The organism is Vannielia litorea, assembly GCF_019801175.1.
In the GTDB taxonomy this organism is placed as follows: domain Bacteria; phylum Pseudomonadota; class Alphaproteobacteria; order Rhodobacterales; family Rhodobacteraceae; genus Vannielia; species Vannielia litorea_B.
In genome coordinates this window covers 2180874-2194286 of record NZ_JAHVJR010000001.1, presented here as the reverse complement: position 1 = coordinate 2194286, position 13413 = coordinate 2180874, and the positions used below count along the sequence as shown (strand labels likewise).

13 protein-coding genes are annotated in these 13413 nt (G+C 69.1%); 6 read left to right on the top strand and 7 right to left on the bottom strand.

What is annotated here, in order from left to right; translation table 11 throughout:
- Positions 1-46: 46 nt before the first annotated feature.
- The 3 genes from KUV38_RS10760 to KUV38_RS10750 form a co-directional block, all read right to left on the bottom strand.
- The gene (locus KUV38_RS10760) at positions 47-520 is read right to left on the bottom strand and encodes a DUF2269 family protein (protein WP_222470042.1); all 474 of its coding nucleotides are present in this window, start codon (positions 518-520) and stop codon (positions 47-49) included.
- 109 nt (positions 521-629) lie between these two features.
- Entirely contained in the window at positions 630-1904 is a 1275-nt protein-coding gene (locus tag KUV38_RS10755) for an SDR family oxidoreductase (protein ID WP_222470041.1), read from the bottom strand.
- On the bottom strand, positions 1901-2521 hold the full coding sequence (locus tag KUV38_RS10750; RefSeq protein ID WP_222470040.1) for a LysE family translocator: 621 nt from the start codon (positions 2519-2521) through the stop codon (positions 1901-1903). Before KUV38_RS10750 ends, KUV38_RS10755 begins: the two co-directional genes overlap by 4 nt.
- 163 nt (positions 2522-2684) lie before the next feature.
- Here KUV38_RS10750 and KUV38_RS10745 point away from each other — a divergent pair, with 163 nt between their 5' ends.
- Together KUV38_RS10745 and KUV38_RS10740 are read left to right on the top strand one after the other, a co-directional pair.
- Positions 2685-3341 (top strand): trimeric intracellular cation channel family protein, encoded by a 657-nt coding sequence (locus tag KUV38_RS10745; protein ID WP_222470039.1) that lies wholly within the window; start codon positions 2685-2687, stop codon positions 3339-3341.
- Positions 3335-3769, top strand: coding sequence for an ion channel (locus KUV38_RS10740; protein WP_222470038.1), 435 nt, complete (start codon positions 3335-3337; stop codon positions 3767-3769). The genes KUV38_RS10745 and KUV38_RS10740 overlap by 7 nt, the downstream gene beginning before the upstream one ends.
- Positions 3770-3807: 38 nt before the next feature.
- On the opposite strand, the gene KUV38_RS10735 is transcribed toward KUV38_RS10740, so the two are convergent.
- On the bottom strand, positions 3808-4674 hold the full coding sequence (locus tag KUV38_RS10735) for an S-methyl-5'-thioadenosine phosphorylase (RefSeq protein ID WP_222470037.1): 867 nt from the start codon (positions 4672-4674) through the stop codon (positions 3808-3810).
- 217 nt (positions 4675-4891) lie between these two features.
- Between KUV38_RS10735 and KUV38_RS10730 the strand changes: the two genes are divergently transcribed.
- Complete coding sequence (locus KUV38_RS10730; RefSeq protein WP_222471043.1) at positions 4892-6481, top strand: SulP family inorganic anion transporter; 1590 nt, start codon at positions 4892-4894, stop codon at positions 6479-6481.
- A gap of 37 nt (positions 6482-6518) precedes the next feature.
- Entirely contained in the window at positions 6519-7739 is a 1221-nt protein-coding gene (gene kynU / locus KUV38_RS10725; protein ID WP_222470036.1) for a kynureninase, read from the top strand.
- A 551-nt stretch (positions 7740-8290) separates the two neighbouring features.
- On the opposite strand, the gene KUV38_RS10720 is transcribed toward kynU, so the two are convergent.
- On the bottom strand, positions 8291-8875 hold the full coding sequence (locus tag KUV38_RS10720) for a flavin reductase family protein (RefSeq protein ID WP_222470035.1): 585 nt from the start codon (positions 8873-8875) through the stop codon (positions 8291-8293).
- 98 nt (positions 8876-8973) lie between these two features.
- Here KUV38_RS10720 and KUV38_RS10715 point away from each other — a divergent pair, with 98 nt between their 5' ends.
- Together KUV38_RS10715 and KUV38_RS10710 are read left to right on the top strand one after the other, a co-directional pair.
- Complete coding sequence (locus KUV38_RS10715; RefSeq protein WP_315898615.1) at positions 8974-9453, top strand: N-acetyltransferase; 480 nt, start codon at positions 8974-8976, stop codon at positions 9451-9453.
- Positions 9454-9514: 61 nt separating this feature from the next.
- Positions 9515-10105, top strand: a complete 591-nt coding sequence (locus tag KUV38_RS10710) for an O-methyltransferase (RefSeq protein ID WP_222470034.1) — start codon at positions 9515-9517, stop codon at positions 10103-10105.
- A gap of 33 nt (positions 10106-10138) precedes the next feature.
- On the opposite strand, the gene ptsP is transcribed toward KUV38_RS10710, so the two are convergent.
- Positions 10139-12391, bottom strand: coding sequence for a phosphoenolpyruvate--protein phosphotransferase (ptsP, locus tag KUV38_RS10705; protein WP_222470033.1), 2253 nt, complete (start codon positions 12389-12391; stop codon positions 10139-10141).
- A gap of 202 nt (positions 12392-12593) precedes the next feature.
- On the bottom strand, positions 12594-13412 hold the full coding sequence (locus KUV38_RS10700; protein WP_222470032.1) for a hypothetical protein: 819 nt from the start codon (positions 13410-13412) through the stop codon (positions 12594-12596).
- Position 13413: the final 1 nt, after the last annotated feature.

Here is a 13413-nt window from a genome sequence, read left to right as displayed (position 1 = left end):
GTCGGTCGGCTCATTGGTAGCGGGCGGGGCCGCGGATGAGAAGGGGTCACCAGAGCTGCGGCTTGGAGACCATGAGCCAGAAGACGGCGGTGAGCGCGGCGAATGCGGGCCAGCCGAGGGCGAACCAGATGCGGTAGGCGCGGAGGGCGGAGGCGGGCAGGGGCTGGCCTGTGGCGGCGGCGGTGCGGGCGGCGTTGCGGATGCCGATTTGCAGGTGCACCACGGGCGCCCAGCAGGCGAAGGCCAGCAGGTAGAGGGCGTATGTGGCGAGCAGCCAGGGCTCGGTGAGGCTGTATCCGGCGGCGTGGATCAGGCCGAGGCCGGTGAGCGGCTGGGCGATGCCTGCCGGAGTGGTGAAGAGCCAGTCGGCCAGCACGACGTGGTTTGCCGTGTGGGCCACGGTTTGGGGGTTCTGCGTGCGCATGGCCATGACCATCTGGAAGGCGGTCCCGATCCCGGTGCCGAAGAGCACCGTGGAGGAAAGGATGTGGAGCCATTTGAGGGTTTCGTAGAGGTCCATGCGGTGGTGCCTTGGTTGGCGTTGGAGCGGGGGGCCTGCCCCCCGCACCCCCCGGAGATATTTGAGCCAAGATGAAGGGCGGGGCGAGGCGATTAATCTTGATGCGGGCTTAACGCTCGGTGTCGAGGGCGCGGGTGGTGAGCAGGAGGGCGAGGATGGGCAGGTTCTTCAACAGGGCGCCGTAGGGATCGAGCCAGAGGTGGGGCGCGATTGCGGTGAGGCCTGCGGTGTAGCCAGTGATGAGCAGGGCCTGCGCCCAGAAGGTGAGGCGCGGGCGCCAGTTGCGGAAGACGGCGGCGGCGAGGGCGAGGTCGAGCAGGCCGAAGGCGCGGGCGGCATGGGTGAGGGTGTCTGGCGGCAGGCCGGTGGCGGCGAGGTCGGGCAGGTAGCTGGCGGGCGGGGCGAAGAGGCCGAGCAGGCCGGAGACCAGCCAGAGCAGGCAGAGGGTGAGGCGCAGCACCGGGCGGAGCAGGTAGAGGCGGGCGTGCCAGAGGTCTGCCGGGGTGGGCGGCCTGCGGGCGATGAAGGTGGATGCGCCGGGGAGGGGCGTGGAGGTGGGGGCGAGGACGCCATGTTCGAGTTGTGCCAGCGCGGTGGTGGAGAAGGGGCCGGCGCGCATGGCGTCGCCCAGTCGCCCGAGGAGGCGGGCGAGGGGCATCGGGACGGGGAGCGAGGGCACGGGGCGGAGGCCGAGGTGGGCGCGGGTGGCGGCGGTGAGTTCCTTGAGGGTTAGCGTGTCGGCCCCGCCGGTGGGGATCGGCTGGGGGCCGTTGTCCTCTTCGGTGGCGGCGAGGAGGCGTTGGGCGAGATCCTCGGCGTGGCAGGGGTTGAACCGGTGTTTGCCGCGTCCGAGCACGGGCATCAGGAAGGGGAAGGCGGCGAGGGCGCGGAGGACGGCGGAGCCGCCGTAGGCACCGTCGCCGAGCACGAGGCCGGCGCGGAGGATGGTGAGGCGGTGGCGCCCGTTCTCGGAGGCGAGCTTGGCCGTGAGTTCGCCGGTGCGGCGGGCTTCGGCGAAGGGAGTCTCGGCCTCTATGCCAGTGGCGGAGAGCAGGGTGAGGAAGCCGCCGTGGGGCAGGGCATCGTAGAGCGCGGCGGGGGCGTGCTCGTGGACGGCGGCGAAGGCGGCGGGGGAGCCGGTGAGCAGGCCCGCGCAATTGATAACGCCGTGGGCGGTGCGGGCGAGGTCTTTCCAGGAGGAGGCGCTGTGCCATTTCTCGGCGGTGAGGTCGGCTTGGAATGTTTCGAAGCCGAGGGCCTTCAGGGCTGAGGTGCGGCGGGCGATGCAGGTAACGCGGTACCCTGCCGCGCGGGCGGCATAGGCGACGTGGCGGCCGATGAAGCCATCGGCGCCGAGGAGGAGGATGTGTTTGGGGGCGGTCACGCGCGGCGGAGGGTGGCGGTGGCGGCGGCCATGGCGAGGAGCGCGCCGCCGCCCGCACGAGTGAGCCATGTCAGCACGGCGGGGCGGCGGATGGTGGCGCGGAGGCGGTCGGCGGCGAGCGCGTAGGCCAAGGCATTGAGGGCCGCGAGGGTGACGAAGGTGGCGGTGAGGATTGCGAACTGCGGGAGCAGCGGCTGCGCGGGCATGACGAACTGCGGGACGAAGGCGATGAAGAAGGCGATCGACTTGGGGTTCAGCGCAGTCACGGTGGCGGCGTGGCGGAAGATGGTGGCGGGGCGTGCCGGTTCTGCCTCTGGCCGGTCGAGGCTGGCGGCGGGCGCGCGCAGGAGCTTGAGGCCGAGGTAGGCGAGGTAGATTGCCCCGGCCCATTTGAGCAGGGTGAAGGCCGTGGCGGAGGCGGCGACGAGGGCGCCGAGGCCCGCGAGGGAGGCGCTCATGGCGATCAGGTCGCCTGCGGCGACCCCGGTGGCGCAGGCCAGCGCGGTGCGCCGGCCCTGGCTCAGCGCATAGGAGAGCACCAGCAGCACGGTGGGGCCGGGGATCAGCAGCAGGGCGGTCGAGGCGGCGGCGAAGGCGAGCCAGAGGTCGAGGGGCATGGGCGGGTCTCCTTTTGCGGGGAGGAAGCCACGGGGGGCGGGGCGGGTCAATGGGCGGCATGTGGAGTGATAGGGCGCGGTTAGGGGCAGGCGGGCAGATTGCCCACCCAACGGGTTGCGCCTATTGGGTGCGCAGGGTCAGGTAGAGGCAGGAGGGCGGCTGATGTTCGAGACGGTGACGGCGGTTCTGGATTGGTTCGGGCTTTGCGTCTTTGCGGTGACCGGGGCGCTGGTGGCCTCACGCAAGGAGATGGACGTGGTGGGCTTTGTGCTGCTCGCGGTGGTGACTGGCGTGGGGGGCGGAACGCTGCGTGACCTCGTGCTGGGGCTGGCGCCGGTGTTCTGGGTGGTGCGGCCCGAGGTGCTGCTGGTCTGCGCGGGCGTGGGGGCGCTCGTGTTCTTCGTGGCCCACATCCCGGCCTCGCGCTACCGGGTGCTGCTGTGGTTCGACGCCGTGGGGCTGGCGCTCTTTGCCGTCACCGGCGCGGAGCGGGCGCTGGATGCGGGGGCGGGGCCCTCGGTTGCCGTGGCGATGGGGGTGGCGACGGCCTCCTTCGGCGGCATCCTGCGCGACCTGCTGGGAGGCGAGGAGCCGGTGATCCTGCGGCGGGAAATCTATGTGACGGCGGCCTTTGCGGGCGCCTTGGTGCTGGCAATGGCCGACATGGCCGGGCTGGGCCGGGAGCTGGCGCTGGTGGCGGGCTTTGCGGTGGCGCTGGGCTTGCGGGCGGCGGGCCTCTGGTGGGGCCTGTCGCTGCCGCGCTACCGTGCGCGGCCCGGGCGGGAGGTGTCGGAGATCGAAGGGGGCGACGGGTGCTGATCCAGCTGCTGCTCGGCTCGGCGATCATGGCGGCGACCACGGTGGTCGCGGCGCTGTCGCTCTGGGGGCTGGAGGCATTCTTGGCCCGCATCCACGGCTGGGTGATCCGCCCGCCGCAGGGGCCGCGGCTGGTGGCGGCGGTCGTTGCGGTGATGCTCTGGACGTTGGTGGTGATGACCGCCGCGGTCTGGATCTGGGCGCTGGCGCTCTGGGCCTTGGGGGTCTTCGTGACGCTGGAGGCCTCGGTGTATTTCGCGCTGGTGGCCTTCACCACGCTCGGGTTCGGCGACATCCTCCTGCCGCTGGAGTGGCGGCTGCTGGGCGGGCTGGCGGCGGCGAACGGGCTGCTGGTGTTTGCCCTGCTGGCGGCGATGCTGGTGGAGACCCTGCGGCAGACGCGGCTGCGGCAGCGGGGGGACCGGGGGTAGGCGCAGGGTCGGGCGGGGTGGCAAGGACGGGCCGTGACCTAAAGGACGCGGGCGGCGATGGTTTTCAGCTTTTCGATGAGGGCGGGGTCGCGGGCTTCGGGGGCGGTCATGATGGCGTGTTCGAGGGCGGTGTCGCAGCCGTGTGGGCAGGGCGTGTGCTCGGGGCCGAGGCGGGCGGGGAGGGCGGCGATGGTGTCCTTGGCGCGGGCGGAGTTGCCGTGGAGGGTGGCGATGATTTCGGTGATGTCCACGGTGCCGTGGCCCTCGTGCCAGCTGTCATAGTCGGTGATCATTGCCAGCGAGGCGTAGCAAAGCTCGGCTTCGCGGGCGAGTTTGGCCTCGGGCATGTTGGTCATCCCGATCACGTCGCAGCCCCAGCCGCGATACATCTTCGACTCCGCGACGGAGGAAAATTGCGGTCCTTCCATGGCCAGATAGGTGCCGCGCGGGTGAACCGTGGCCCCAGCGCTGCGGGCGGCCTCGGCAAGATCGGCGCCGAGGTGGGCGCAGGTCGGGTGGGCCATGCTGACATGCGCGACGCAGCCGGAGGAGAAGAAGCTCTTTTCGCGGGCGAAGGTGCGGTCGATGAACTGGTCGACGAGCACGAAATCGCCCGGCGCCATCTCCTCGCGGAAGCTCCCGCAGGCGGAGATACTCACCACATCGGTCACGCCGAGCATCTTGAGCGCGGCGATGTTGGCGCGGTAGGGCACGGTGGAGGGCGTATGCACATGGCCGCGCCCGTGGCGGGGCAGGAAGGCCAGTGGCGCGCCGTCGAGGGTGCCGGTGAAGACCGCGTCCGAGGGTTTGCCCCAGGGCGTATCTAGGTGCTGCCAGCGGGCATCTTCCAGCCCCGCGATGTCGTAAAGCCCCGAGCCGCCGATTATGCCGATCATCCGTTTCATGCCGTATCCCTTTGCGAATGCCCCGATGGAGCCCAATCCGGCGCAACCCTGCAAGCATTTTGGTTAACCCGGCCCTGCGACACCGTGCAGGGGTTTTGCCGCTAGCGCAAACATGCTAGCCGCAGCGCAGCGAACCGCCGAGCCAGCCGGAAGAGACAACATGAGTGACACGCCACGCGCGGGCAAGAGCCCGTATTTCGCCTTTGCCAAGGGGCTGATGGGAGACTTTCGGCAGGGCGACGAGCCGGTGGCCGCGCGGGTCAAGACCGAGGTGCTCTCGGGCCTCACGGTGGCGCTGGCGCTGGTGCCCGAGGCGGTGGCCTTTGCCTTTGTCGCCCATGTGCACCCGTTGGTGGGCCTCTACGCCGCCTTCATCGTGGGCCTGATTACGGCGGTCTTCGGCGGGCGGCCCGGCATGATCTCGGGCGCGACGGGCGCGCTGGCGGTGGTGATGGTGGCGCTGGTGGTGGAGCACGGGGTGGAATACCTCTTCGCCACGGTGATCCTGATGGGGATCTTGCAGATCGCGGCAGGGATCTTTCACCTCGGGCGGTTCATCCGGCTGGTGCCCCATGCGGTAATGCTGGGCTTCGTGAACGGGCTGGCGATTGTTATTTTTCTGGCGCAGCTCGGGCAGTTCAAGGTGCCGGGCGGCGATGGCGAATGGCTCTCGGGCGGGCCGCTGATGCTGATGCTGGGCCTTGTGGCGCTGACCATGCTGATCATCTGGGGCCTGCCGAAGGTGACCAACGTGATCCCGGCGCCGCTGGCGGGCATCGGGATTGTGGCGATCCTCGTGATCGTGTTCAACATCCCCGTCCCGCGGGTGGGCGACATGGCCTCCATCGCCGGCACGCTGCCACCGTTTCATGTGCCGTTTGGCGAGGGCGATGGGCTCTATGGCACGCCGCTGGCGCCGCTGAACCTCGAGACGCTTTACATCATCTTCCCCTATGCGCTGATCCTCGCGGCCATCGGCCTGATCGAGAGCCTGCTGACGCTGAACCTCGTGAACCAGATGACCGACCAGCGCGGCGGCGCCTCGAAAGAGTGCGTGGCGCAGGGTATGGCCAACACGGTGACCGGCTTTTTCGGCGGCATGGGCGGCTGCGCGATGATCGGGCAGTCGATGATCAACGTGAAATCCGGCGGCCGGACCCGGCTGGCGGCGATTGCGGCGGCGCTGTTTTTGCTGTCGTTCATCCTGTTCGCCTCGCCGCTGATCGAGCAGATCCCGCTGGCCGCTCTGGTGGGCGTGATGTTCATGGTGGTGATCGGCACCTTCGCGTGGAACACCTTCCGGATCATGCGGGTGAGCACCAAGTTCGCCAGCTTCGTTACCATCCTCGTGACGGTCGTCACGGTGCTGGAAGACCTCGCGGTGGCGGTGGTCGTCGGCGTGATCGTGTCGGCCCTGCATTACGCGTGGCAGAACGCAAAGCGGATCACCGCGAAGAGCTACACCACTCCGGAAGGCGCAAAGGTGTATCAGGTCGTCGGGCCGCTGTTCTTTGGCTCGGCGGACGGGTTCACCGAGCTGTTCACCCCGAAGGACGACCCGAAGGTGGTGATCGTCGATTTCGCCGAGAGCCGGGTGGCTGACCAGACGGCGCTTTCGGCGATCGAAGGGATGGCGAAGAAGTACCTCGAAGAGGGCAAGGAGCTGCACCTTCGGCACCTCAGCCGGGATTGCCGCAAGCTGCTGAGCCAGACCGGGCTGATCGTGGAGAAGAGCGAGGACGACCCGGAATACCAGGTGGCCGCCAACTACCCGGTGCAGACGGGGCTCTTCGGCGACGCGCATTAGGCTGGCGGGCCGCGCGGGGCCGTGCGAGGCTCCGCGGATGGACCTGATTTCTGACGCTCGCGCGCTCGACGCCGCCGATGCGCTCGCCGAGAGGCGGGCGCGTTACCTGATCCCCGGGGGGGTCATCTACCTTGATGGAAATTCGCTCGGCCCCGCGAGCCATGCGGCGCTGGCTGCGCTCGACGTGGCGGCGCGGGAGGAATGGGCCGAGGGGCTGATCCGCTCGTGGAACGCGGCGGGCTGGTTCGAGATGCCGATGGCGCTGGGCGACAGGATCGGGCGGCTGATCGGGGCGCGTGCGGGCTCGGTGGCCTGCTGCGACACGATTTCGGTGAACCTCTACAAGGTGCTGCACGCCTGTTTGACACTGCGCCCGGACCGGCGGGTGATTTTGGCGGAGGCGACGAGCTTTCCTACTGATCTGTACATCGCGGAAGGGGTCTGCGCGGCGGCGGGGGCGCGGCTGGTGCTGGCCGAGGGGCCGGTGGAGGCGGCTCTTTCTGGCGAGGTTGCCGCCATGTTGGTGAACCAGGTGGATTACCGGACGGGCGCGGTGCGGGATATGAGCGCCTTGAGTGTGCTGGCGCAGGAGGCGGGTGCTCTGGCGGTCTGGGACCTGTCGCATTCCGCCGGGGCGCTGGAAGTGGCGCTGGATCGGGATGGCGCGGATTTTGCCGTGGGCTGCACCTACAAGTACCTGAACGGAGGGCCGGGGGCGCCGGGGTTCGTCTATGCCGCGGAGCGCCACCACGGGCAGATCCGCCAGCCGGTGAGCGGCTGGTGGGGCCACGCCCGACCTTTCGCCTTCGATCCGGGCTATGCGGCGGCGGAAGGGGTGAAGGCCTTTTTGGCCGGCACCCAGCCGGTGCTCTCGATGCGCACGCTGTCAGGCGCGCTGGACGACTGGGACGGGGTGGATATGGCCGGGGTGCGGGCGAAGAGCCGCGCGATGACGGATGCCTTCGTGCGCTGGGTCGAGGCGCTGTGCCCGGGGCTGGAGCTGGGTTCACCGAGGGAGGCGGAGGCGCGGGGCAGCCAGGTGTCGTTCCGCCACCCCAACGGCTACGAGATCATTCAGGCGCTGATCGCGCGGGGTGTGATCGGGGACTTCCGCGCGCCGGACGTGCTGCGCTTTGGCTTCGCGCCGCTGTACCTGAGCTTCGAGGAGGTGGCGCGGGCGGTGCTGGCGCTGCGCGATGTGCTGGAGAGCGGCGAGTGGCGCGAGCCGCGGTTTGCCGAGCGGGGCGCGGTGACGTGAGGATTGGGGCGGGACTTGCCGTGCCTTCTTGGGCGCCAACCTACACAGCGCCTTCCAGTGGGGGGCCAGCCCCCCGTCGCCATTGGGCTCGAACCAATGGCGCCACAACGGCGACCCCCGGAGATATTTTCAGCAAGAAAATGGGCTGATAGTAACGCGCCGTTAACCTTAAAGCGCCATGCTGGGGCCACGGTACAGGCTGGGAAGCCGATGGCCGTGCAAGGAAATGCCCCGCCGTCGCTGGTTCTGAACCGTCCCGGCGGCGGGGTTCGCCACTGGCCGGGCACAGAAGCGGGCATTTGATTTAGATTTTAGCGGTTCGCGTTGGTCGCGCGGCACCGGCCAGCCGGGTAGGTCAGGGTTGTGCGCTGCGATGTAGCTTGCTGCCTTTGGGCCGCGCTGATGTCCCTTTGGTCGCGTTGGCCTAACCTAGTCAGGGAATGGCGCAAGGCGCATCTAGTGTGCCACCACCCTGATAATTTTCTTGCTCCAAATATCTCCCGCCGGAGGCCTCAAATCTTATTTGGCGCTCCGGGAAACCCATCGAGCGGTCAGTCGTCAGGGCGGGTGAGCTCGAAGACGTTCTCCACCACAGCGTAGTCGCGATACCCGAGCCGGGAGAGGGGCTGGAAGGTGGTCACGTCGAACCGGCCGTTCACGAGGCAGTCCTCGCGGATGTGCACGCCTGTCACCTCGCCGATGACCATGTGGTTGTCCTTCCCCTCCAACTGGATGAACTTGATCGCGCGGCATTCGAGGTTGGCGGGCGCGGAGGCCACGCGGGGGCAGACGATGGTGTCGCATTCGGCCTTCTCGATCCCGGCTTTCTCGAATTCGTCGACCTGCGGCAGGTGGGCGGCGGAGGTGGCGTTCATCACGTCGCGGGCCGCCGCCTCGACGATGTTCACGCAGAACACGCCCGTCTCACGGATGTTCATCAGTGAATCCTTGGTGCCGGTGGAGCAGAACATGACCTGCGGCGGCACGTAGGCCACGGCGTTGAAGAAGGAGTAGGGGGCGAGATTGTCGTGGCCCTCCGCCCCGCGCGAGCTGATCCAGCCGATGGGGCGGGGTGAGACAATGGCGTTGAAGGGGTTGTGCGGCAGGCCGTGGCCATCTTCGGGGGTGTAGAACATGCGCTCTCCTTGGGGCGTTTGCGGGAAGGTAGCCCGCATGCTAGGGGGCTGCCAGTGCGGAAAGGCGGGCGGAACGGCGTGCGGAAGAGGCGGCAGGGGTGATCGGATACGGGCTGAGCGAGGAGCGGGCGGAGGACCGTTGGGAGGTGGAAGCCCTCTATGACAGCTGTTTCGCGCCCGGGCGCGAGGCGCTCTCCTCTTACCGGCTGCGCGACGATGTGGCCCCCGTGGCTGGGCTTTGCCTTGTGGCGCGCGACAGTCTGGGCATCGTGGCCGGGGCGATCCGCTACTGGCCCGTGCGCGTGGGCGGCGCCGAGGCGCTGCTGCTCGGGCCGGTCGCCGTGCATGCCACCCGGCAGGGCGAGGGGCTGGGGGCCTGGCTCATCACCGAGAGCCTTGAGCGTTCGTGGGCGCTGGGCTGGACGCGGGTCATGCTGGTGGGCGATGCGCCCTATTACGCGCGTTTCGGCTTCGAAAAGCTGGGCGCCGTGGTGATGCCGCCGCCGACCAACCCCGAGCGGGTGCTGGGCGTGGGCGACTGGGGCGGCGTTGCGGGCGACGTGGAAAAGTGGGCCTGAGCGACGGCGGAAACCTCGGCGCGGCGCGTTGAACCGGCACAGGCAGCCTGAAGGAGCGCGCATGACCCCCGACATCACCGAAGTTCTCGACCGCTACCATGCCCGCCGCGAAGAGGAGCGGGCGGCCCCGGCCGGGCAACTGGCACTGGACGACCGGCTGCTGGCCGTTGGCCCCGAGACCGGGCGGCTGATCAACATTCTGGCCAAGAGCATCGAGGCGCCGGTGATTCTGGAGATCGGCACCTCCTATGGCTACTCCGGCATCTGGTTGGCCGAGGCCGCGCGGGCGGCGGGCGGACGGCTGATTACCATGGAGATCAGCGCCGAAAAATCGGCCTATGCAACGGAGATGTCGGCCAAGGCGGGGCTGGCGGAATATGTGGATTTTCGTGTCGGCGATGCGGTGGAAATGATCGGGGAGATGGCGGAGCGCATCGATTTCGTGCTGCTGGATCTGTGGAAGGATCTCTACATCCCGTGCCTTGAGGCTTTCGTGCCCAAGCTGAACCCCGGCGCCATCGTGGTGGCCGACAATGTGCGGCCCGAGCGGGAGTTGATGGCGCAGTACATCGACGCTGTCCGCGCGGTGCTGGGCATGGCCAGCGTGACCCTGCCGGTGGGCAGCGGGCTGGAGGTGAGCCGGTATCGCTGAGACGGGGGCGGGCTGAAGCGCCCGAGTGCGGGGCTATTCCGGATCGGTGTTGTCGATCAGCCAGGCTTCGACGCGGGCGCGGACCGATTGCTCGCCCTCGGTGCGGGCGGTTTCGATCACCTTGCGCAGCTCGCTCAGGTCGATCCGGCGCAGGAGCGATTTGACCGCGCCGATGGAGGCGGGACGCATGGAGAGCGAGCGCAGCCCGATGGCGGAGAAGCAGGCGGCCTCCAGCGGGCGGCCGGCATCCTCGCCGCAGAAGCTGACCGGGGTGCCGGTGGCATCGCAGCGCATCACGATCCATTCGAGGAAGCTGAGGAACGACACGTTCAGGCAATCGTACCGGTGCCGCACGCGCTCGTTCTCGCGGTCGGCGGCGAAGAAGAACTGCTTGAGGTCGTTGCCGCCGATGGAGATGAAATCGGCCAGCTCGAAGAACTTTTGCGGCGCGTAGGCGAGCGAGGGGGTTTCCAGCATCGCGCCGACCTCGACGCTCTCGGGCAGGGTGTGGCCCAGCCGGTCCTCGCGCTCGAGCTCGCGCATCAGGTGGTCGCGCGCTTCGGTGAACTCCGACAGCTGCGCCACGAAGGGAAACATCACCGACATAGGCCGCCCGCAAGAGGCGCGGATCAGGGCCTGAAGCTGCATGCGCATGACGCCGGCCTTGTCGAGACCCACGCGGATGGCGCGCCAGCCCATGGCCGGGTTGGGCTCGTCCTGCGGCTTCATGTAGGGCAGCACCTTGTCGGAGCCTATATCGAGGGTGCGGAAGGCCACGCGTTTGCCCTGCGCGGCGTCGAGCACGCGGGAATAGAGCGCGGCCAGCTCGCCGCGGCGGGGCACCTGATTGCGGATCAGGAATTGCAGCTCGGTGCGGAAGAGGCCCACGCCCTCGGCGCCGGAGGAGGGCAGGGAGGGCAGATCGGCCATAAGCCCGGCGTTCATGTGGAGCGCGACCGTGGCGCCCGACTTGTCGGTCGCGGGCAGGTCGCGGATGGAGGCATAGCGCTCGACCGCCTTGGCGCGCATCGCGATCTTGTCGCGGAAGGCGTTTTGCACGGTTTCCTCGGGGCGCAGGTGGACGATGCCCTGATCGCCATCGACGAGGATCGGGTCGCCGTTGAGCGCCTCGGTGGTGATGCGGCTGGCGTGAATCACCAAGGGAATGGCCAGCGCGCGGGCCACGATGGCAGCGTGGGAGCCGACCGAGCCCTCCTCGAGCACGATGCCGCGCAGCTTGCGGCCATAGGCCAGCAGCTCGCCCGGCCCGATGTTGCGGGCCACCAGCACCGGGTTGCCGGGCATTTCGGAGCCGTCATCCTGCCCCTGCCCGGTGAGCAGGCGCAGGAGGCGGTTTGAGAGATCGTCGAGATCGTGCAGGCGCTCGCGGAGGTAGGCGTCGGGCACCTGCTCCATCCGGGCACGGGCTGCCGATTGCTCCTTTTCCACCGCTGCCTCGGCGGAGAGGCCGCGGCCGATGTCTTCTTCCATCCGCTTCAACCAGCCCTTGGAGTTGGCGAACATGCGGTAGGCCTCGAGCACCTGACGCTGGTCGCCCTCGCCAAGTGGCGCGGCGGAGAGCATCTCGTCGACCGAGTAGCGCAGCTTGTCGACCGCCTCGCGCAGGCGCTCGACCTCGGCCTCGGCATCGTCGGCGATGGGGTTGGTGACCACCACGCGCGGCTCGTGAAGATAGACGCGGCCCTCGGCGGCCCCCTCCTGCCCGGTGCCGCCGCGGAACAGGACCGGGTGGGTGTGGCGGGCCGACATGCCATCCGCCGAGCTTTGGAACATGCCCAGCTCGGCCATCTCGGCCAGCACCATGGCCACCACTTCGAGGCCATAGACATCATCATCGGAATAGGCGCGGGCCTCTCGGCTTTGCACGACCAGCACGCCGAGGCGCTCGCCGAGCCGCTGGATCGGCACGCCGAGAAAGGCGGAATATCGCTCTTCGCCGGTTTCCGGCATGTAGCGGAAGCCACGCTCGGCAGGCGCGTCGGCGGTGTTGATCGGCGTGGTGCGCAGGGCGACGCGGCCCACGAGGCCCTCGCCAAGGCGCATCCGGGTCTGGTGCACGGCCTCGGGCTTTAGGCCCTCGGTGGCGCAGAGTTCCAGCGTGTCGGCATCGCGGAACAGGTAGATGGAGCACACATCGGTGGCCATTTCGCAGGCGATCAGCGAGGTGATCGCGTCGAGCCGTTCCTGCCCCTCTCCGGCCTCGGAGAGAGTTTCGCGTAGGCGCTTGAGCAGCTTGCGGCTGCCGGGTTGATGCGGTTCTGGCATTCTGCCCCATTCATCGCGGCCCCGTGCGCGGGCCGTTCCGAAGAGAGGGTATAGACCATCGCGCGGGGGTTGCGAAACGGCTTTTGACGCGGCGGTGCGGCGAAACACCGGCGGGCGCGAATGGCGGCGAAGTTGTGCCTTGGCTCACGGCGCGCGCCTGCGGAAGAGGCAGGCTTTGCGCGGAGGCCGCGCGGGGCGCCGATCAGGCGTCGTCGCGCGGCTCGGTGAGCTGGAACAGGATGAGGCCTGCAGGGCAGGCGGCAAAGGCCTCCTGCTGGTGCTCGGGCACCTCGGGGTGGCGCAGGCCGATGGCCAGCCCGGTGTGCGGCCAGTTGGCGGTGGGCCGGGGCGCGAGGGCATGGACGTAGAGGCCCATGGGCGTGAGGTCTTCACCGCTGGTGCAGGTGAGGTGCGAAAAACCGGCAAGCTGCGGGTCGCGGGCCAAGGCGGCGACATCGGGCACCGGGCCGTCTTGCAGCACGATCTCGACGGCGATGAGCGCGTTCCAGCTGTCGGTGTCGCGGTGCATCAGGGTGGCGCGGGCCGCGCCGGGCAGCTCGAAGCCGGTCAGGCGGGTTTGATCCTTGGCGCCGTTCAGCACGCGGGCCTCGGACTGGCTGCGGCTTTCGGCAAGGCTGGCCCATGTGGCGCCAGCGGGCAGATCATCGCTGTGCAGCGCGAGGCCATCGGGGCCGAGGAGTGCGCGGGCGGCGGCGCGGTCATCCAGCGGCTGCGGCTCGGCGGACACCCAGCCGGCCTCTTCGAAACAGGCGGCAAAGCGGGTCGCCAGATCGCCGAAGCCTTCCTTGCGGAGATCGGCGGGGTAGGCGGCACAGGCCTCGGCCATGAGGGTGAGAAGCGGGGCGAAGGCGGCCTCGCCGTTGGCCGCTTCCGGCGCGGGCGCGGGGGCTTCGGGTGCCGCCGCCTCAGGCGTGGCGGCCTCAGCAACCTCTGCCTCGGGCGCGGCCTGATCGGCGGCGCCGAGCCGGCGACCTACGGCGGAGGCGAGCCGACGCCACATC